The organism is Acidobacteriota bacterium (assembly GCA_039030395.1).
GTDB lineage: Bacteria > Acidobacteriota > Thermoanaerobaculia > Multivoradales > JBCCEF01 > JBCCEF01.
This window is the reverse complement of record JBCCEF010000003.1, coordinates 12,585-33,302: the sequence shown is the minus strand read 5'-3', so window position 1 is coordinate 33,302 and position 20,718 is coordinate 12,585. Positions and strand designations below refer to the sequence as shown.

The following is a 20,718-nucleotide window of genomic DNA, read 5'->3' as shown; positions in this document are numbered from 1 at the left end:
GCGCCGGCTTCTTCGTTTGCGCATTCAGCCGGTCGGCCGGCGGTAGGGCTTGAGGTACTCCGGCAGAGCAATGCCTTCCTTCAAATTCGGGGCGGGCTCCGGCTCGCCGAATTGACGGATCAGGGGCACCACCCCCGACCAATAGTCGAGGTCGAGGTCCGCCTTGGCATCGCCCGGGTCGCCCTTGCGGACCTTGGCGGAGGCCTCGTCGATCGCCATGGAGAGCACCTCGGTGGCGGCCAGCTCTTTGTCCGACGGCAGGCGCGCGTCGCGGGAGCGGCCCGGAACCAAGTGCTCCACCAGCGCATCGAGGGCAGCGAGGCGAGCTTCGTCGCCCTCGATCGGACGCAGCTTCCCCAGCACCACCACCGAGCGATAATTCATCGAGTGATGAAAGGTCGACCGCGCCAGCACCAGGCCGTCGAGCAGGGTCACCGTCAGGCACGCCGGCATGCCCTCGCCCAAGGTCTTCATCATGCGGCTCAGCACCGAACCGTGGATCAACACTTCGTCGCCGCGGCGGGCGTAGGCGGTGGGGATCACGTAGGGCTGATGCCGGTGAACGAAGCCGACGTGGCACACCAGACCTTCGTCGAGGATGGAGTGGATCTCCTGCCGATCGTAGACTCCTCGTTCCCGGACACGGCGCACCTGCGTTCGGTCGGTCTTCAAACTCATCAAGTCTTCTCCTGAGATCTTCTGATACAAAACCCATCTTATCGACACCCATCTATTTGCAAGCCACTCCTAGAGTGCCGTCAAGGGGCCGAAAGCGAGCCGAACCTCCTCTCGAAAGACGCCAACGATTCCTCGGCCCTCACGTCGTTGCGGCAGATCGTCTATGCTGGCGGCCCCGTCTCAGTTTTCGATCCAGGTACTTCTCCCATGCCCGAACCCACAATCTCTCCCCAACCGCCCGCCGGCGCCGTCCGCCGAAGCTGGCGATTCCTCCGCCAGGCCCTGGCCGGAACCGAGGAGGACTTTACCCAGGGCAGCCTCGGGCGGGCGATCGGTTTGCTGGCCATTCCGATGGTGCTCGAAATGTCGATGGAGTCGATCTTCGCGGTGGTCGACGTTTTCTTCGTCGCCCGCCTCGGCGCCGACGCCGTCGCCACCGTCGGTCTGACGGAATCGGTCTTGACGCTGGTCTTCGCCATCGCCATCGGCCTGTCGATGGCGACCACCGCGGTGGTCGCCCGGCGCATAGGCGAAAAGAACCGCGAACAGGCCTCCGTCACGGCGGTGCAGGCGATTCTCCTCGGCCTGGCGGTGAGCGCCGCCATCGGCGTCACCGGCGTTTGGGCGGCGCCGAAGATCCTCGCCCTGATGGGCGCCACCCCAGAGGTCATCGCCGTCGGTACGCCCTACACCACGCTGATGACCGGCGGCAGTGTGACCATCGTTCTGCTGTTCTTGAACAACGCGATCTTCCGCGGCGCCGGCGATGCGAGTGTCGCCATGCGCTCCCTCTGGCTAGCGAACGGCATCAACATCGTTCTCGATCCCTGCCTGATCTTCGGCCTCGGACCGTTCCCGGAGTTGGGCCTGCTCGGGGCGGCCGTCGCCACCAACACCGGCCGGGGCATCGGCGTGCTCTACCAGTTCTACTGCATGTTCAAGGGCCACGGCCGCATCACCATCGCCGGCCGGCACCTGCGCTTCAACCCCTCCGTCACCTTACGGCTGCTCAAGGTTTCCGCCGGCGGCATCATGCAGTTCTTGATCGCCACATCGAGCTGGATCGGCCTGGTGCGTATCCTGGCGATCTTCGGCAGTTCGGCCCTGGCCGGCTACACCATCGCCATCCGCATCGCGATCTTCGCGCTGCTGCCCTCCTGGGGCATGGGCAACGCCGCGGCGACCCTGGTGGGCCAGAACCTCGGCGCCGGCAAGGCGGACCGGGCGGAACGCTCGGTGTGGTTGACGAGCTGGTACAACATGGCCTTCCTCGGCATGGTCGGCATCGTCTTCATCTTCTTCGCCGAAGCGGTCGTGGGCATCTTCACCCACGATCCGGCGGTGCTGCCGATCGCCGCCGACTGCCTGCGGGTGATGGCCTACGGCTACGCTTTCTACGCCATCGGCATGGTGATCGTGCAGGCCTTCAATGGCGCCGGCGACACCAACACCCCGACGGTGATCAACTTCTTCTGCTACTGGTTGCTGCAGATTCCCCTCGCCTACGGCCTGGCGCAAATGGCGGGCCTTGAAGAACGGGGCGTGTTTCTGGCAATACTCGTCGCCGAAATCGTGTTGACAGTCACCGGAGTGCTCGTGTTCCGGCGCGGGCGCTGGAAAAACCGCCAGGTCTGATCCCGACCGCGAACCCCAGGAGGCCACCCCGATGGGATTCCTAAACCGCCTGTTCCGCAAAGACCCAGCCGCCGCCCTGGCTAACGCCGAAGAACTGCTCAGCCGAGGGAATCTGCTGCGCGCCCGGCAGATCGCAGAGGGCATTCAAGCCGGATCGGACCCCTACCTGCGCGAGCGGGCGACGGATCTGGCGCGGCGGGCGCGCATGGCAATGCTCGAGGGAACTCTCGACCGGGCGGCGGAAGCCGAAAAGAACGGCGACCTGGTGGAAGCCGGCGACTGGCTGCGCTCTGCCCTCGAACACGCCGTCGGTTCGGCGCGCGAGGAGGAGGTCCGGCAGCGGCTGGCCTCCATCGCCCGGCGGCAAGCCTCGGCCAATACCCATGAGGCCTACGCGTCTAGCGCCGCCCGCGGCAGCGGCGGCTCGGACCCCTTCGGCGGATCCGGCGGGAGGACGCCCAAACCCCGGTCCTTCGATCCCGAAGACCACGCCGAAGTGTTCGAGGGCGGAGAATTCGATGGCTCGGCCGACGACGAGACCCTTTACGCCACCTTCATCGACATGCTCAGCCCGGCCGTCGCCGGCCGATACGACGACCGGCCGCGGCCCTTCCGGAGGGCTTTGGTCCACCTCAACGAGGGCCGATTCGCCGAGGCCTCGGCGGGCTTCGAAGATCTGGTCGCCGCCGACCCGGGCGATCCGGTGCTGCGCCTGGAGCGCGGACGCTGCCGCCTGGCAACGGGCGAGGCGGCCGGCGCCCGGGAGGACTTCGATATCGCCTGGGAAACCTTCGGTGACACCCCACTGGACCGCGCCGGTGACCTCTCGGTACCCCGCCTGTGGACCGAGGCCGCCCTCGAGGCGGGCGACTCCGAGGCGGTGGTGGAACGGTTGGCGGACCCGCTGCTGGAGAACCCCGCCAACAGCGGCCCGGAACTGGCGGAACTCTTCGGCGTCGCCCTGTTGAACCTCGAGCGCCTCGACGAGGCGCGCGACTTCCTCGCTGCGGCGGCCCAGCAGTATCCGCGCACACCGGCCTTTCCCTATTTGCTGGCCCGCGCCCTCGAAGCGCTGGAACTCAAGGACCAGGCGGTCGCGTGTCTGGAGACGGCCATCGCGCCGAGCTGTGCTTCCGGCAACTGCTCCAAGCCGCCCCTCCACCTACCGTCCACCCGCGCCCTGGCCCGCCTCTACCTGGACCAAGAGCCTCCGAACCTCGCACGCGCGGACCAGCTCCTCGGGCTGATCTACGGCGCCCGCAAGGGCCATTTCAAGGCGACGGACCTGCGCCTTATCGCCCGCCATCGCGAGCTCTCGGGCGACCAGGAAGGGGCGGAGGAGGCGCGGCGGGCGGCCGAGGATCTGCAGCCGACGATGGCCTGAGCCCGGTGCAAAGGAAGGCCTGATGCTCGAAGTCTCGAAGCTCCAGAAGAACTTCACCCTCGGCGACACCGAGGTCGAGGTACTGCGCGACATCACCTTTTGCCTGGCGGCGGGGGAGGCGATGGCCGTCACCGGACCCTCCGGTTCCGGCAAGAGCACCCTGCTGCACCTCCTCGGCACCCTCGACCACCCGACTTCCGGCTCCTACCGCCTCGACGGCCGGGATCCAGCCGCCTTGTCGGAGCCGGAGCTGGCCCGCTTCCGCAACGAGCACATCGGCTTTGTCTTCCAGGAGCATCGCCTGCTGCCGCAATTTTCGGTGATCGAAAACGTCCTGCTCCCCACCTTCGCTTTTCCTTCGGACCGCGCCGCCGACCGCCGGCGCGCCCAGGACTTGATCGAGCGGGTCGGCCTCGGCCACCGGCGCAACCACCGGCCGGCGGAACTTTCCGGCGGTGAGCGGCAGCGGGTGGCGGTGGCCCGGGCCTTGATCCGCCAGCCGCAACTCCTGCTGTGCGACGAACCCACCGGCAGCCTCGACGCCGCCACCTCGCGCGCCGTCGCGGATCTGCTGTTCGAGCTGCACGAACAAGGCTCGCGCTCCGGCGAGGGCTCCCAGGTGATGATCGTCGTCACCCACAGCGAAGACCTCGCCAGCCGCTTCGCGCGCCGCTGTCGGCTGTCGGAAGGAAGATGCTCCGCGGACTGATCCACCACTGGCGCCCCAATCTGGCGGTGGCGGCCGGCGCCGCCGTCGCCACGGCGGTGCTGACCGGCGCGCTGCTGGTGGGGGACTCGATGCGCGCCAGCCTGCGCGGCCTGACCCTCGACCGGCTGGGGGAGATCGACCACGCCCTGGTGGTGCCCAGCCAGATCGCCCGGGAATCCGCCGAGCGGCTGCAAGAGCAACTCGGCGATCCCTCCCAAGGTGGTTCGCGAGTGGTGCCGGCGATCGTCCTTCGGGGCAGCGCCGTCGCCGCGGACAGCCGCCGGCGGGCCACCCGGGTGGGCATCTACGGCATCGAGGAAAGCTTCGCCGACCTGTTCGAGGATGGTACCCCGCTCGCCGAAGGTCTCACCCGCCAGAGCGGCCAGATCTTTCCGCCGGCGGTGTTGAACCAGGCCCTGGCGGCGGACCTCGGCGTCGCCCCCGGGGATGGACTTCTCCTCTCCTTCGAAGGGCAGGACGAGATTCCCCGCGCCACCCTCGCCGGCGGCGCCGATTCCCAGGAAACCATCGAGGCCCTGCGGGCAACGGTGGCGGCGGTCATCCCCGACACCGGTCCCGGGCGCTTCGGCCTGGCCCCCTCCCAGGAGCTGCCGCGCACCCTCTACGTGCCGCTGCGCGATATTCAGCGAGCCGCCAACCGCAACCCGCGAGACGACCGGCGGCGCTGGATCAACGCCCTATTGGTGAGCGACGGCGAGTCGCCGGTCGATCTCGATGCGGCTGTGCGCCAGGCCTTTCCGCTCGCCGATCTCGGTCTCGACCTGCATCGGGCGGACGGCCGTTTGATCGTCGAGAGTCGCGACTTCGTGCTGCGCCCGCCGGTGGCCGAGGCGATCACCGCGGTGGCGACGGAGGCCGGCGCCACCGTCCAGCCGGTGCTCTCCTACCTGGCCAACGAGATGGCGGTCGGCGACCGGTCGACGGCCTATGCCACCATCGCCGCTTTCGAAACACCGGTGCCGGAGGCCTTCGGCGAGTTGACCCTGATCGACGGCACACCGGCGCCGCCCCTCGCCGACGGCGACATCCTGCTCGACACCTGGACCGCCGAGGATCTGGAGGCCTCCTCCGGCGATGCCCTGACCTTGACGTACTACGCCGTCGGCCCGCGGGATGAACTGATCACCCGCCGGGCGGATTTCCGCGTCGCCGGCATCGTCGCCCTGGACGGCCTGGCCGTCGATCCCCGGTTGACCCCGGAGTTTCCCGGCATCGCCGAGGCGGGCGATATCTCCTCCTGGGATCCGCCCTTCCCGGTGGATCTGGACGCCGTGACGGAGCGCGACGAGGACTACTGGGACCGCTACCGGGCAGCCCCCAAAGGCTTTGTTGCGCCGGCTGCCGGGGCCCGCCTGTGGAGCAACCGCTTCGGCGAACTGACATCGCTTCGCCTGGCCCCCGCCGCTGACTTCGAAGGGAGCGACGGTCTCGCTGCGCTGGAGCCATCCCTGCGCTCAGAGCTACCGGGGCGGCTACCCCTTGACGCCACCGGCCTGACCTTCCTCGCGGTCAAGGAGCGGGGCCTCGAAGGGGCCTCCGGAGCGACAGACTTCACCGGCCTGTTCCTCGGCTTCAGCATGTTCCTGATCGCCTCGGCGGCGCTACTGGTGGCGCTTCTCTTCCGCCTCGCCGTTGAACGGCGAGCGCCGGAGTGGGGCCTGCGCCTGGCGATGGGCTTCCCGCTGGCGGCGGTGCGCCGGCAAGTACTGACCGAAGGGCTCGTGCTCGCCGCCGCCGGCGCCCTCGCCGGCACCGCCCTGGCGGTGCTCTACGGCCGCCTCCTGCTGCGCGCCCTGGCAGTTTGGTGGTCGCCGCTGATCGATGCGCCCTTTCTCGAACTGGCGGTCGAACCGACCACCCTGCTGATCGGCGCCGTCGCGGCGGTGGCGCTGGTCGCTGGGGTTCTCGTCCTGGCGGTCCGCCGCCTGGGCCGCCAGACGACCCTTGGACTGCTCGCCGGCACCTGGTCCGCGAGCGGTGCGGACGGAAGCCGCGTGGCCGGAGGAAAGGCCCGCCGCGCCGCCTGGATCCTGGGCGCTACGGCCGCCCTCCTACTGGCCGCTTCGCTACTTCTCAGTACCGGGGGCGGCGAGGCCGCGCCGGGGCTGTTCTTCGCCCTCGGCGCCACCCTCTGCGCCACCGGCTTCGCCGCCTTCGCCGCCTGGTGCCGCGCCGCCGGAGCCCGCGGCCGCACCGCCGAGGTGCCGATCCGCGGCAGCGCCGCGGCCCTCGCCGCCCGCAACAGCACCAGCCAGCCGGGCCGCAGCCTGCTGTCGGTCATCCTGGTCGCCTGCGCCTGCTTTGTGCTGGTCAGCGTCACCGCCAACCGCAAGACCGGGCCACAGGATGCCGCCGATCGCGCGAGCGGCACCGGCGGCTACGCCCTGGTGGGGGAAACGGACGTGCCCGTGCGGCGCGATCCCGCCCGCTTCGAGAGTCTGGAGGAGATGGGCTTCGAAGCCCCGAAAGCCGCGCGGGTGGCGGCGGCGGGAGTGGTTCCCTTCCGCCTGCTGCCCGGCGAAGATGCGAGCTGCCTCAATCTCTACCAGCCGGAAGAACCGCGGGTGCTGGGCGCGCCGGCGGAGTTCATCGAGCGCGGCGGCTTCCACTTTCGCGCCGCATCCTCGGAGGTCGACAACCCGTGGAGCCTGCTCGAACGGGACCTCGGCCCCGGCGTTATCCCGGCGATCGGCGACTACGCCTCGGTGCGCTGGATCCTGCATCTCGGCCTAGGAGGCGAGCTGGAACTGACCAGCGACTCCGGCGAGCCGGTGCGCCTGCGCATCGTCGGCCTGCTTGAAGGCAGCCTGTTCCAAAGCGAGCTGATCGTGGCCGAAGATCGCTTCCTCGAACACTTCGCGAGCCACGACGGCTACGGCTACTTCCTGGTCGAGGAAGGTGCGCCGGAGGTGATCGAGGCTCTCGAAGAGGGCTTCGAGGACTACGGCTTCGACGGACAGGGAACGGCTGAGAAGATCGCCGCCTACCTGGCGGTCGAGAACATGTACCTGACCACCTTCCAGGCCCTCGGCGGCCTGGGTCTCCTCCTCGGCACCCTCGGCCTGGGGGTGGTGATGGTGAAGAACGTGGTCGAGCGGCGCGGCGAACTGGCGGCGCTGCGCGCCTTCGGCTTCCGGCGTGGCAAGCTGGCCCGCCTGGTGGTGCTCGAGAACGCCTTCCTGCTGGTCGTCGGCATCGCCTTGGGTGCCGTCGCCGGCCTCGCCGCCGTCGCGCCGCACCTATTGGCCGGCCGCGGCCAGGCACCCTGGTTCTCCCTCCTGGCACTCCTCGCCACGGTCTTCGCCGTCGGCACCCTCGCCGGCCTGGCGGCGGCCTGGGGGAGCCTCAAGATCCCGCTGCTCGAAACCTTGAAGAACGACTAGCAGGTTGCTGAAAAGGCCTTCGGCCTATGATTTCAGCTGCCCTACTAGCTTTCCTTGCCAGGGGGCTAGGCGCCCGCACGCGGTCCGCCCCTCACCCGAAAACACCCGTGTTTTCGGGCTCACCCCATTCTGGCGCCTGCGGCGCCGCCTCGTCAGCTTCGGGGGCGTTCGAACACGGGTTATAATTCCCGAAAGTAGCCCGACCGAAGCATTGCCGAAGGTCGGGCTAGGGGAGAAATCCGAACATGGCGACCAAGACCTTGAAGCTCACTCAAATCGGAAACTCCACCGGTGTGGTGCTACCGCGGGAGCTGCTGGACCGCCTGCGGGTCGAGCGCGGCGACGTTCTTTCGGTCATAGAGACTCCCGACGGCATCGAACTCACGGCCTACGACCCAGATTTCGCCGCTCAGATGGAGGCCGCCGAAGAGGTCATGCGCGAAGACCGCGACGTCCTGCGCCTGCTCAGCAAGTAGCGAGCGTGGACGAGCCGGTTTGGGTGCGAACGGACGTCGTACTCGCCATCCACCAGCGTCAGCTCACGGAGCATGGTGGCACCCAGAGAATTCGCGACGAAGGACTCCTGGCCTCCACCCTGGCCAAACCCAAGCATCTCCTGGCCTGCACCGAACCGCCACCGGATCTGGCTGCCCTCGCCGCTGCCTACGGCTACGGCATCGCGCGAAACCACCCCTTCATCGACGGCAACAAGCGAACCGCCCTCGTCGTTTGTCGCACCTTCCTGAAGCTCAACGGCAGCGACCTGATCACCACTCAAGAGGAGAAGTACCGGGCCTTCCTCGACCTGGCCGCGAGCCAGACCACCGAAGCGGACTTCGCCGCCTGGATCAGGGTTCACCTTCCGCCCCAGGAAGCCCGGTAGTCGTTGCAACCGCAGCATCTGCTTCCTGAAGAGTCGGTTATGATGAGCCGATGACCATATCTTCAAATTCCGAGGGCCTGCCCGGCCTCGACGAGTTGCTCGCCCCGATCACCCGCGAAGAGTTCTTCGACCGCTATTGGGAGAAGGATTTCTTCCATCTCGAACGCGACGATCCGGAGTTCTACCGCGAGATCTTCTCCCTCGACGATGTCGACCGCTGGATCGCCGCGGCGCCGGCCGAAGGGCGCGAGCGGTTGATCGTGCGTACTTCAGACTCCCAGGTGGTGCGCAGGTCGGCGCCGGGAAAGTTCAATCCGGCGGTGATCTGTGCCGACGTCGCCGAAGGCAACACCCTGATTCTTCAAGCGGTGCAAGAGTCGTGGCCGCCGCTGCAAACGGTGGCGGCCAAGCTCGATCAGGCGCTGAGCGCCGAGACCAAGGTCAACAGCTACCTTTCGCCCCCCGGCTCGAAGGGCTTCGACCGCCACATCGATTACCACGACTTCTTCATCTTTCAGGTCTACGGCAGCAAGCACTGGTACCTGTTCGAAACGCCGTACCTGCCGATGGCGGGCCTCGAATACGGACCGTTCAAGGCCTTCAAGGAAGGCACCGCCCGGGGCACCGAGCCGCTGGCGGAGGTCTACCTGAAGCAGGGCGACATGCTCTACGTGCCCCGCGGCATGCCGCACTACGCGGCCGCCATCGAGGAGACCTCCCTCCATCTGACGGTCAGTTTTCACCCGCTCTACTGGACGGACTTCGTCAAGGCGGCGGTAGAAAGCGTCGCCGTCGAGCACCTTCCCATGCAGCGCTCTCTACCCCCCGGCTTTCTCAACCGTCCGGAGATTCGAAGCGAGATGGAAGCGATCTTCGCCGAGTGTCTCGCCAAGGTCTCCGAGGCATCCTTCGACTCGGCCCTGCGCGGAGCATCCCGCAGCCTGAACCGCGATCTGCGCACCGAGGTCGGCGGCCAGTTCACCCAGGTCGCTCGCCTCGGTGACCTGTCCGACGACGACTCTCTGAACCACACCACCGGCGGCGACTACATCGTCGAAGAAAACGGCGCCAAGGCGACGATCCGCCAGGGAGCGAGCCGGGTACAGGGTCCGGCGGTCCTGGTGCCGGTGTTCGAGTTTGTGCGCGCCAACTCGTCCTTCCGGGTCGGCGACCTGCCCGGCCTCTCAGACACCGGCCGCCTCGCCCTAGCGCGCCGTCTGGTGCGCAGCGGCCTGCTTCAAATCCACACCGGCTGAAGCAAGAAAAACGCCCCGGCCGGAAAAACCCGACCGGGGCGCGGTACCTCTGGCGAGCGAGGAAGCTACTCGCTCATCAACTCCTCCAACCGCTTCATCTCGAGTCCCTCGGCGGTCATCATGCGACCTTGGAGGGCGTCTTCGAGATCCGCTGGATCCTCCATCAAACGCAAAGCGGCGGTGAGCTGTCTCCACTCGGACTCCGACGCCACCGCGGCGCGGTCCAGAATCGGGCCGACCGTAGGTGCGCCGATCTGTCCCAAAGCCGTCGCCGCGGGAGTGATGTCGCTCAGCGAATCCACCATCGGCCGCGGGAACTCGTCCTCGACTCGGCTGATCAGCCGATGGATCACGATCGCCCGCGTCGCTTTCAAGGCACCGAGCAGTCGGATCGCCTGCAGGGGCGATGAGAACTCAACGCCGTTTTCGGCCTCCCTGTTCGCCATCCGATAGAGCTTGCGGATCAGCTTGTCGCGATCACCACCGGTCAACGTGCCGGAAGCCTCCCAGGCGACGGCATCGGCGGCGGCAGCCATCCGGTCGCCTTCGGCTCTGGACTTCAAGCCGGCGATCACTTCATCTACGCTGAACACGCCCTCCTCCCCGACGAGGACCGGCGAAGGAATGATCGGCAGCGCTGCCTCGCGGCTACAGTCGAGGACTCCCGTGGACAGCCGGTTGCCTTGACCCTGACTGTTCAGCGACCAACTCGTGCCGTCGCAGCGGATTCGGGTGCTGGCGTACCACAACTGGATGTCCGAGCCTCGCTCGCCATCGACATTCAGCCACTCATCGAAACTCAAGCAGTGGATGACTTCGAGGGTGTTTCGGGCGGGCGAGCAAGTAGGACGCTGTACGCCCGGCACGTCGAGAACGAACAGACCGCAGCCACGAGGTCCGTCGAGCACCAGATCTTCGTCCGTGTCGTGCGCATCGTCGTCGCAACCGCCTTGAGGGCAATCGACGCTCAGCGGTTGGAAGATTGGCACGCCGTTCACCATTCGGCGCGTTCCAACGGTCCCTACGCGGTTCCGTTTGAAGTTGAAATCACAGCGTAGATTCGGGTCGCACGGTGTGACTGTGCCCTTGATCTGCATGTTCTTATACCAGCCGTTGGTGCCCGGAGGGTTGTTCGGCGTGACCGGCCCCAGGGTAGGCAAACCGAACTGCGTTGCGTCGCCGGGTACATTGAACATCGGATCGAGCATGCCCGAGCCCCGCCAGACTTGATTCACCTCGATCACCGACAGGTCCACCGACTTGGTGCAGCTTGCGCCGTTGACCGTGTAGGTGACCTCCAGTTCCACGTCGTCCGCGGCGCTGCTGTTGGCGTTGCCCTTGACCGATACATTGTTCTGGTTAGTGGCCCCCTCAATGGAGGCCTTCGACCCCCCTTGGGTGATGCGCCATCGATAACTGCCGCCGCCCGGCGCACCGCTGGCGGTGTAGGTCCGCATGCGGTTCTTCGAGATGCACGCCGGCGGGTTGCTGATACTCACGTTGCAGATCGGCGGTGAGCAAACGGGCCCCGCCGTGGTGGAGGCGGCATTGGGGTTTTCGACGTTCCAGTTGGGTAACCCGAAGGGGAATCCGGTGAAGGTCGAACCGCTGCCGCTCAACCCGATGGGCTGGTCGCAGCAGTCGTCCTGTTCGACCTCGGCGAAGACCAATCCCTCCGCCGGCGGTCCCTGCTGGGTGACCTCGGCACACGGCCCGCCGGTCACCTCGAGAGAGCCGGTGTTGCCGGAGGTGAAGTTGCCGCCACTTCCGCCGCGGCAGAAGTCGATGGAGTAGGCGAAGCCGGCCCGTCCGGGAATCTCCAGGCCGGTGGTGATCTCCAGGCAGAACAGCGGGAAGCTCCAGCCCTGGGTGCCGAACCGGAAGTACACCGTCAAGTCCACCTTCAGGTAGAAGGACAAAACGAAAGCGCCGATGTCGACCCGGTCGCCGACATTGAGACCCTGGAGAACCGCGTCACCGATCTGGCCGGTGTCCGGGTCGAAGGTCAGCCCCACCTGCCAGTGGAAGTTCACCAGGTTGAAACGGACCCGGAAGTAGATCTCGAAGTTGATCATGCTCTCTTCTTCCGGAGCCAGATGGGTCCGCGCGTGGGACTCCCCGGTGGGCGCCATCGCCGGGTGCAGCACGATCGCGTTCTCCTGGCTCATCACCGTCGCCTGCGTCTCGCGCATCACGAAGTCCTGGAAGAACAGCTTCGGCTTCGGACCGGCACTCGTTTCGCTGCGGACGTCGGGATCCTGCTCGGCGATCACGTCGCGCCTCAACAAGGCGCTGCCACCGGCGGCGTGAATGGTGATCGGCAGGGTGACGCTGTGCCCCGAGGGATCGCGCACCACCAGGTCGATGGGCCCCAAGGGAGCCCCCGGCAGCACCTGCAGGATGGCGTTCAGGCGGTCGTCCCGGCCGTTGTCCACCCCGAAGATGTGCACCCGGCCGCTATGGCTCGGCGACACCGTCGCATGGCGCAGGTTGTGACCGACCAGCGACAGCACGTAGGACTCTCCGCGCTCCGGCTCGGCAGGCGTCCAGGTGTCCACCAGCGGACCCGCCGGCAGCACCCGGAAGAACGCCGCTTCTTCGCCCTGGCCGTTGGCGACCAGCAGGTTGTAGAAGTCGAGAATGCGCGTGTCCCGGGCATCCACCTGCACCACCATCTGGGTGCCGGCGGCGTTGATGCTCTCCACCGTCACGGTGGGGAACCAGCGGTTGATCGGCTGGTCCGGATCCGGCGGATCCTGCGGCACCGTCACCGTCGCCCCTTGGAAGTTGGCTCCGGTCAGCGTCAGGGTGCGAATCGCCCCGTGGACAAAGGTGTCCGGTGACACGCTGTCGATCACCGGCGCACCGGCCGGCGGATCGTCGTCCACCACCAGTTGCGCCGTGTCCGTGCGGGTCCTGCCGCCGCCGGTGCCGGTCACCGTCAGGGTGCGGGCACCCAGGGGCGTCGAGCCGGAGGTGGTCACCCGCAGCGTCGAGGTGTGGCCCGGCTGCACGTTCACCGGGGTGAAGGTGTGACTGCTGCCGGCCGGCAGGCCGGAGAGCGACAGCGCCACCGCCGAGTCGAAGCCGTTCACCGGATAGACCGAAACCGTGTACGTCGCCGCACCGCCCGGCTCGACAGTGCGCGACGAGGGCGACACGTTCACCATGAAGTCCTGGCCGTCCTGCACCACCAGCTGCGCCGTGTCGGTGCGGGTCAGGCCGCCACCGTTGCCGGTGATGGTCAATGTCCGAGACACCAACGGCGTCGAGGCGGTGGTGTTCACCCGCAGCGTCGAGCTGCCGCCCGGCGACACGGTCACCGGGGTGAAGGAGTGAGTCGTATGCGAAGGCTGTCCGGAGAGACTCAAGGACACGTTCGAATCGAAGCCGAACTGGCCGTTGACGGTGACCGTGTAGACGGCCGAGCCTCCGGGCTGTACGGTGCGCGACGAAGGCGACACGTTGAGCGTGTAGGTCGGCACCTTGGTCTCCCCATGGGCGAAGAAGCTGTAGCGCGGAACACCGCCTTCGAGCAGCCGGATCTCGCTGGTCACCGGCCCCACTGCCGCCGCATCGAAGCGAAGCTCGAAGGTACCCGATTGACCCGGCTGCACATTCGCTACCGTGTTGTTCTGGACGTGGAAGCGAGCCGGGTCGTTGATCGTGCGGGAAATCGAGATATGCGAAACGGTTAGCGGCTGATCCCCGGCGTTGGTCACCGTGAAGGTGCGCACGATCTGCTGCCCCACTCCCGTATCGCCGAAATCGAAGGCCGAGGCCTGCGGCACCGTCGAGCCGTTGTGGCGCACCTGGATGATCGGCCCGGCCGCGTCGTCCACCGTCCAGTGGACGGTGAAGTGGTAGGGATTGGGCGAGGGATCGTCAGTGTTGACCGAGATCAAGCTCGACCGCGGTCCCTCGTGGTCGCCGGAAAAGCGCAGCGTGAAGCTCCGGCTCTGGCCCGCCGGCACCGACCCCGGCGCGCTGGTGGCGAAGCTCACCTCGCCGCCGCTCCAGGTCACGCTGTTCACCGTCAGGGTGGCGTTGCCGTTGTTGACCAAGGTGAAGTCTTCGAGGATCTCGCCCCCGAAATCCGTCGTCCCGAGGTTCACGCTACCGGTGTGACCGAGGGTCGCCCCGCTGCGCCGTACCTCCAGGTTGGGCGCCGGCGGCGGGTTGGCGGTGCCGCGGACATCGAACTCGAAGTTCGACGAGCCGTTGACAAAAAGGCGCACCCGGTTGGTCACCGTCCCGATCTGCGACGCCGAGAAGCGCAATGAGAAGGTCGCGCTGTGGTTGGGCGCCACGTTCTGAACGTTGTTGGTCGGCGCGGTGAAGAGGACCGGATTGCCGGCGTCGCCGACGAAACTGATGCTGCCGATGGTGAGGTTCTGGTCACCGACGTTGGTCACCGTGAAGGTACGGTTCACCGGCACGTTCAAAGCCGTGGTGCCGAAGTGCACCAGATCGTCGCGGTGAATCGTCGTGTTGCCCAGCTTGAGCTGAATCACCGGGCCGACGGGCGCCTCGCCCGTTGCCCGCGCATCGAAGCGATAGGCCACGACACCGTTGACGAGCAGACCGATCTCGTTCGTCACGGTGCCGGCATCGGTCGAGCTGTAGGTGGCATCGAAACCACCTGAATCCCCAGGATTCAACGTGCCGAGATCTTGATTCGAAATGCTGAAACGGCCCGGATCGAAAATGTTGGTCACCACCCGCGCCTGACTGATGGTGATCGGCTGCGAGCCGACGTTGACCAACGTGATGTGCTTCGTCAGATCTACCCCGACCGGGGTCGTTCCAAAGTCATAGACACTGCCGTCTGGAATCACCGTCGAGCCATCGCGAAACTGAATCTGTCCGAACACGGGAAGGGCTCCCAGCCAGGCGAAACAGAAAACCAACCACCAAACCCATTGACGTCGCATTCTGTTGAACTCCTCGATTTGGGTTCATGAAGAATGCCCCTCCCACCGCGACAACCGCGGCCGGTCCTACACATTGATTGAGTGTCCAGAATCTTGTACGTATAAGGTCCAACCAAGGTTCAGCCCAGCGGCCGCCTTGCCCTGGCGCGCCGCCTGGTGCACAGCGGCCTCCTCACCCAGGCGAGACAGGCGACCGACAACCAAACCCTGTGATGTCGCATCCTGAAGAACTCCTCGTGTTGGGTTCGTAAAGAGCGGGTATCACCCCCGCCGCGACGGCCGCGGCGGACGACCCTCAAAGCGAGCAGGCCTCGAGTTCACTAGGAACGACCTAGGTCAAAGAAGGGCTACTCCAGCCGCTCCATCGACCCAGCCGCCAAAAGCCCGGGTCCGCATACGGAAAATGCCCGCCACCCCCGGAGGGCTTTAGCCCGGACAGCTCATCCGAAGTCGAGATGGAAGGACAGGACGAAAACGCCGAGGGATTCGCGCCCGGCGGATCCGAGCACGACAAACGCCCCGGCCGGGAGAACCCGACCGGGGCGTCATGCTTCTGATGAACGAACGACCTACTCGTCCATCAATTCCTCCAGCCGCTTCATCTCGATGCCCGAGGCGGTCATCATGCGACCTTCCAGGGCATCCTCGACATCGGCCGGATCCTCCATTCGACGGAGGGCCGCGGTGAGCTGCTTCCACTCGGCCTCGGACGCCACCGCCGCGCGATCCAGGATGGGGCCGATGCAGGCCGGACCGATCTCGGCCAGCGCAATGGCCGCTGGCGACACCCCTTCGAGATCTCCGAAGTTGGTGAGCGGGAACAGAGTCTCGACGCGCGAAATCAAGAGATCGACGGACTCCTCATCACCCAGCGTACCGAGGAGCTGAATCCCCAGGAGCTGCTTTGAGAAGTACCCTCCGGTGCCTCCGGTGCGCGCCGCGAAGGCACGCAGCTTGGCGAGAATCGCATCGCGCTCCGAACCGACCAGCTTGCCGCTGGCGTGCCACGCCGTCACCTCGGCGGCGCCCTGCATGCGCACCATGCGTTCGCCCGACCGAAGCTTTCGCAGCACCTGAGCCACGTTGTAGCCGGTCTCGTCAGAGGTACTCGGCTCGAGCCCTCCTCCCTGGAGCGGCGCACCGCCCGGAATCGCCGCGTTGCGACTGCAGTCGAGGACGCCGGAGAGGAGCCGGTTGCCCTGGCCGCCGGTGGCCTGCGACCAGGTCTGGCCGTTGCAGTGAAGGGTCGTTGCCGCCGACCATTTCTGGATCTCCGAACCGCGTTCGCCATCGACGTTCAACCACTCATCGAAGGTCAAGCAATTGATGATGAAGAGGTTGGCGTTTTGGCTGTTGCAGGGACCCGCCGCGGCTCCCGGAACATCGAGCACGAAGACGCCGCATCCCGGTGCCGGATCGAGCACATGGTCCTCGTCCAGCTCGTTGGGATCGTCGTCACAACCGCCCTGTGGACAGTCGAGGCTCGGTTCCGGCTGGAACACCGGCACACCCGGCGCCTGGATCTGCAAGAAGCCGACGGTTCCCTGGCGGTCCCGCTTGAAGTCGAAATCGCACCTCAGGTTGGGGTCGCACGGGGTCACGCGGCCCTTGATCTCCATGTTCTTGAACCAGCCGATGGTGCCCGGAGGATTGTTCGGCGTGACCGGCCCGAGGGTCGGCAATCCGAAATTTCCGTCGTTCACCGCCGGGGCGTTGAACAGCGGATCGAGGCTCCCGGAGCCTCGCCAGGTGAGGTCGACCTCGATCACCGATAGATCCACCGATTCGGTGCAGCTAGCGCCGTTCACGGTGTAGGTCACCTCCAGTTCCACATCGTCCGCGGAGCTACTGTTGGCGTTGCCCTTGACGGACACGTCGGACTGGTTTGCGGCCCCCTGGATGGAAGCCTTCGAACCTCCCTGGGCGATCCGCCACTGATAGTTGCCGCCACCCGGCGAACCGCTGGCGGTGTAGGTCCGCATGCGGGTCTTTGAAATGCACGCCGGTGGATTGCTGATGCTGACGTTGCAGTTCGGCGCCGAACAGTTGGGCCCCGGTGTCGAGGTGGCGGCATTGGGGTTGTTGACGTTCCAGTTGGGTAACCCGAAGGGGAACCCGGTGAAGGTCGAACCGTTGCCGGTCATTCCGATGGGCTGCTCGCAGCAGTCATCCTGCTCGACCTCGGCAAAGACCAACCCCTCCACCGGCGGTCCCTGCTGGGTGACCTCGGCGCACGGGCCGCCGGTCACCTGCAAGCTACTGGTATTGCCGGAGGTGAAGTTGCCGCCACCTCCGCCGCGGCAGAAGTCGAGGGAGTAGGCGAAACCGGACCGGCCGGGAATCTCCAGGCCGGACGTGATCTCCAGGCAGAACAGCGGGAAGCTCCAGCCCTGACTGCCGAACCGGAAGTACACCGTCAAGTCCACCTTCAGGTAGAAGGACAGGACGAAGGCGCCGATGTTCACCCGATCGCCGACGTTGAGCCCCTGGAGGATCGCATCGCCGATCTGGCCGGTGTCCGGGTCGAAGGTCAGCCCCACCTGCCAGTGGAAGTTCACCAGGTTGAAACGGACCCGGAAGTAGAACTCGAATCCGATCATGTTCTCCTCTTCCGGAGCCAGGCTGGCGCGCGCCCGGGATTCGCCGGCAGGCGCCATCGCCGGGTGCAGCACGATGGCGTTCTCCTGGCTCATCACCGTCGCCTGCGTCTCGCGCATCACGAATTCCTGGAAGAACAGCTTCGGCTGCTGACGCTCGGCCCGCGGACCGCCATCTTCCGGACCCTCCTGAGCCCCCCCGGCGGGGCCGCCGGTCGGCTGCTGTTGGGCCAGTACATTGCGGCTCAGCAGTGAGCTGGTACCGGCAGCGCGGATGGTGATCGGCAGGGTGACGCTGTGGCCGGACGGATCGCGCACCACCAAATCGATCGGCCCGAGGGGAGCTCCGGGGAGCACCTGCAGAATGGCGTTCAGGCGATCGTCCCGGCCGTTGTCCACTCCGAAGATCCGCACCCGGCCGCTGTGGCTCGGAGAGACCGTGGCGTTGCGCAGGTTGTGGCCGACGAGGGAGAGCACGTAACTCTTGCCGCGCTCCGGCTCGGTGGGCGTCCAGGTGTCCACCAGCGGACCCGCCGGCAACACCCGGAAGAACGCCGCCTCCTCACCCTGCCCGTTGTCGATGAGCAGGTTGTAGAAGTCGAGGATGCGAGTGTCCCGAGCATCCACCTGCACCACCATCTGGGTGCCGGCCGCGTTGATGCTCTCCACCGTCACGGTGGGGAACCAGCGGGTGATCGGCTGGCCGGGATCCGGCGGATCCTGCGGCACCGACACCGTCGCCCCTTGGAGGTTGGCCCCGGTCAGGGTCAGGGTACGAATCGCCCCGTGCACGAAGGTGTCCGGTGAGACGTCGTCGATCACCGGCGGCCCGGCCGGCGGATTGTTGTCCACCACCAGCTGTGCCGTGTCCGTGCGGGTCTTGCCACCGCCGGTGCCGGTCACCGTCAAGGTGCGTGCGCCCAGGGGCGTCGAGCCGGTGGTGGTCACCCGTAGCGTCGAAGTATTGCCCGGCTGCACGTTCACCGGTGTGAAGGTGTGGCCGCTGCCTGCCGGCAGGCCAGAGAGCGACAGCGCGACGGCCGAGTCGAAACCGTTCACCGGATCGACGGCGACCGTGTACGTCGCCGCGCCGCCCTGCTCGACGGTGCGCGACGAGGGCGACACGTTGAGGGTGAAATCCTGATTGTCCTGCACCACGAGCTGCGCCGTGTCGGTGCGGGTCAGGCCACCACCGGTGCCGGTGACGGTGAGGGTGCGCGACACCAACGGCGTGGAAGCGGTGGTGTTCACTCGCAGGGTAGAGCTGCCGCCCGGCGACACGCTCACCGGATTGAAGGAGTGGGTGGTGTTCGACGGCTGCCCCGACAGGCTCAGGGTAACGTTCGAATTGAACCCGAACTGACCGTTGACGGTGACCGTGTAGAAGGCCGAGTCTCCACGCTGTACGGTGCGCGACGAAGGCGACACGTTCAGCGTGTAGGTCGGCGCTTTGGTCTCCGCATGGGCGAAGAAGTTGTAGCGCGATGAGCCGCCCTCGAACAGCCGAATTTCGCTGGTGACCGGACCCAGGCCGGCGGCGTCGAAGCGAAGCTGGAAAGTGCGCGACTGGCCCGGCTGCACGTTCACCACGTTGTTGTTCTGGGAATGGAAATGGGCCGGATCGCCTGCCGTGCTGGAGATCGAGATCGGCGCCACGGTCAGCGGCTGATCGCCGGCGTTGGTCACCGTGAAGGTGCGCACAATCGGTTGCCCCACCCCCGTATCGCCGAAATCGAAGGTCGAGTTGCGCGGCACCGTCGCGCCGTTGTGGCGCAGTTGAATGATCGGCCCGATGGCGTCGTCAACCGTCCAATTCACGGTGAAGCGATAGGGATTGGGAGTCGGATCATTGGTATTGACCGAGATCAGACTCGACCGCGGCCCCTCGTTGTCGCCGGCGAAACGCAGGGTGAAGGTCCGGCTCTGTCCCGCCGGCACCGACCCCGGCGCGCTGGTGGCGAAGCTGACCTCGCTGCCGCTCCAGGTCACGCTGTTCACCGTCAGAGCGGCGTTGCCGATGTTGAGCAGCGTGAAGTCTTCGAGAATTTCGTCCCCGAAACCCGTCGCGCCCAAGTGGATGCTGCCGTTGTGGGCGATGGTGGTGCCGTTGCGCTGGACGATTAGATTGGGCGCCGGTGGCGGGCTGGCGGTACCGCGGACGTCGTACTCGAAATTCGAGGAACCGTTCAAAAACAGGCGCACCCGGTTCGTCACGGTACCGATTTGGGACGCCGTGAATCGCAGCGTGAACGTGGCGCTGCCGTTGGGCGCCACATTTTGCACATGGTTCGTCGGCGCCGTGAACAGGATGGGATTGCCGGCGTCGCCGCCGAAGCCGATGGTGCCAATGGTCAGGTTCTGGTCACCGACGTTGGTCACCGTGAAGGTCTTGGTGACGGGCACATTCAGGGTCGTGGTACCGAAGTTCACCAGGTCATTGCGCTGGATCGGCGTCGTGCCCTGCCGGAGTTCGATGACCGGTCCCAGAGGCGCCGTGGCGGTCGCCCGGGCGTTGAAGCGGTAGGCCACGACACCGTTGACGAGAATTCCGATCTCATTGGTCACCGTTCCCGCGTCGGTCGAGGTGTAGGTGGCGTCGAAGCCGCCGGTGTCCCCCGGATTCAGCGTCCCGAGATCGAGATTCGAGGTGATGAAGCGCCCCGGATCGAAGGCGTTGCTCGACACCCGGGTGTGACCGATCGTGATGGTCGTCGAACCGACGTTGACGAGAGTGATGCGCTTGGTGAGGTCTACCCCGACCGGGGTCGTTCCGAAGTCGTAGACACTGCCGTCCGGGATGACCGTCGAGCCATCGCGAAATTGAATCTGACCCAAAGCGGGAAGGGCTCCCGCCCAAGCCAAGCAAAAGACCAGCAACCAAACCCTGTGATGTCGCATCCTGGTGAACTCCTCCTAGTGGGTTCGTGGAGAAAGGCACGGCCGCAGCCGCGACACCCGCGACGGGCCGCCAGTCAAGCAAGTAGGTCTCAGGAATAGGTACGCCTCAACTCGAAGGCCGGTTCAGCAAGCCAGCGAACCATTCATAAGAATCTTGCACGCATTGAGGATTCAGAACCCAAGTGAACCCCCGTCGCCCGTTAGGAGAGTGCTTCGCCGTCCACGAGGGGTTTAGAGAACCGGGAGATCCTCCTTTCGGAGACCTCCACTCCTCCACCCGCAGAACATGGGAAAAGTCCACTGACGTACGCCGGGCCTCCTGCAGATCCGTACCGGCTGA

10 protein-coding genes are annotated in these 20,718 nt (G+C 66.3%); 7 read left to right on the top strand and 3 right to left on the bottom strand.

Annotated features, from left to right (window positions below):
* Positions 1-24: 24 nt before the first annotated feature.
* The gene (locus AAF481_04445) at positions 25-678 is read right to left on the bottom strand and encodes a pyridoxamine 5'-phosphate oxidase family protein (GenBank protein MEM7480400.1); all 654 of its coding nucleotides are present in this window, start codon (positions 676-678) and stop codon (positions 25-27) included.
* A gap of 207 nt (positions 679-885) precedes the next feature.
* Between AAF481_04445 and AAF481_04440 the strand changes: the two genes are divergently transcribed.
* The 7 genes from AAF481_04440 to AAF481_04410 all read left to right on the top strand — a co-directional run bounded on the left by AAF481_04440 (position 886) and on the right by AAF481_04410 (position 9,949).
* Positions 886-2,313 carry an MATE family efflux transporter gene (locus AAF481_04440; GenBank protein MEM7480399.1) on the top strand — a complete coding sequence of 476 codons (1,428 nt, stop codon included), beginning with the start codon at positions 886-888 and terminating at the stop codon, positions 2,311-2,313.
* A gap of 31 nt (positions 2,314-2,344) precedes the next feature.
* Positions 2,345-3,697: a hypothetical protein gene (locus tag AAF481_04435; GenBank protein ID MEM7480398.1), complete on the top strand. Its 1,353-nt coding sequence runs from the start codon at positions 2,345-2,347 to the stop codon at positions 3,695-3,697.
* Positions 3,698-3,719: 22 nt separating this feature from the next.
* Positions 3,720-4,406, top strand: coding sequence for an ABC transporter ATP-binding protein (locus AAF481_04430; GenBank protein MEM7480397.1), 687 nt, complete (start codon positions 3,720-3,722; stop codon positions 4,404-4,406).
* Positions 4,391-7,810, top strand: coding sequence for an ABC transporter permease (locus tag AAF481_04425; protein ID MEM7480396.1), 3,420 nt, complete (start codon positions 4,391-4,393; stop codon positions 7,808-7,810). The genes AAF481_04430 and AAF481_04425 overlap by 16 nt, the downstream gene beginning before the upstream one ends.
* A 245-nt stretch (positions 7,811-8,055) precedes the next feature.
* Positions 8,056-8,286 carry an AbrB/MazE/SpoVT family DNA-binding domain-containing protein gene (locus AAF481_04420; GenBank protein ID MEM7480395.1) on the top strand — a complete coding sequence of 77 codons (231 nt, stop codon included), beginning with the start codon at positions 8,056-8,058 and terminating at the stop codon, positions 8,284-8,286.
* A 5-nt stretch (positions 8,287-8,291) separates the two neighbouring features.
* Entirely contained in the window at positions 8,292-8,693 is a 402-nt protein-coding gene (locus AAF481_04415) for a type II toxin-antitoxin system death-on-curing family toxin (protein ID MEM7480394.1), read from the top strand.
* A gap of 50 nt (positions 8,694-8,743) precedes the next feature.
* Positions 8,744-9,949: a cupin domain-containing protein gene (locus AAF481_04410; protein MEM7480393.1), complete on the top strand. Its 1,206-nt coding sequence runs from the start codon at positions 8,744-8,746 to the stop codon at positions 9,947-9,949.
* Between the two features lie 65 nt (positions 9,950-10,014).
* On the opposite strand, the gene AAF481_04405 is transcribed toward AAF481_04410, so the two are convergent.
* Together AAF481_04405 and AAF481_04400 are read right to left on the bottom strand one after the other, a co-directional pair.
* A complete protein-coding gene (locus AAF481_04405) occupies positions 10,015-14,883 on the bottom strand; it encodes a choice-of-anchor D domain-containing protein (GenBank protein MEM7480392.1) in 4,869 nt (1,622 codons plus the stop codon).
* Positions 14,884-15,452: 569 nt separating this feature from the next.
* On the bottom strand, positions 15,453-20,315 hold the full coding sequence (locus AAF481_04400; protein ID MEM7480391.1) for a choice-of-anchor D domain-containing protein: 4,863 nt from the start codon (positions 20,313-20,315) through the stop codon (positions 15,453-15,455).
* Between the last annotated feature and the right edge of the window lie 403 nt (positions 20,316-20,718).

Coding starts and splice junctions, on each gene's coding strand:
- AAF481_04445 (MEM7480400.1), bottom strand. CDS start 678: ATGAGTTTGAAGACCGACCGAACGCAGGTGCGCCGTGTCCGGGAACGA.
- AAF481_04440 (MEM7480399.1), top strand. CDS start 886: ATGCCCGAACCCACAATCTCTCCCCAACCGCCCGCCGGCGCCGTCCGC.
- AAF481_04435 (MEM7480398.1), top strand. CDS start 2,345: ATGGGATTCCTAAACCGCCTGTTCCGCAAAGACCCAGCCGCCGCCCTG.
- AAF481_04430 (MEM7480397.1), top strand. CDS start 3,720: ATGCTCGAAGTCTCGAAGCTCCAGAAGAACTTCACCCTCGGCGACACC.
- AAF481_04425 (MEM7480396.1), top strand. CDS start 4,391: ATGCTCCGCGGACTGATCCACCACTGGCGCCCCAATCTGGCGGTGGCG.
- AAF481_04420 (MEM7480395.1), top strand. CDS start 8,056: ATGGCGACCAAGACCTTGAAGCTCACTCAAATCGGAAACTCCACCGGT.
- AAF481_04410 (MEM7480393.1), top strand. CDS start 8,744: ATGACCATATCTTCAAATTCCGAGGGCCTGCCCGGCCTCGACGAGTTG.
- AAF481_04405 (MEM7480392.1), bottom strand. CDS start 14,883: ATGCGACGTCAATGGGTTTGGTGGTTGGTTTTCTGTTTCGCCTGGCTG.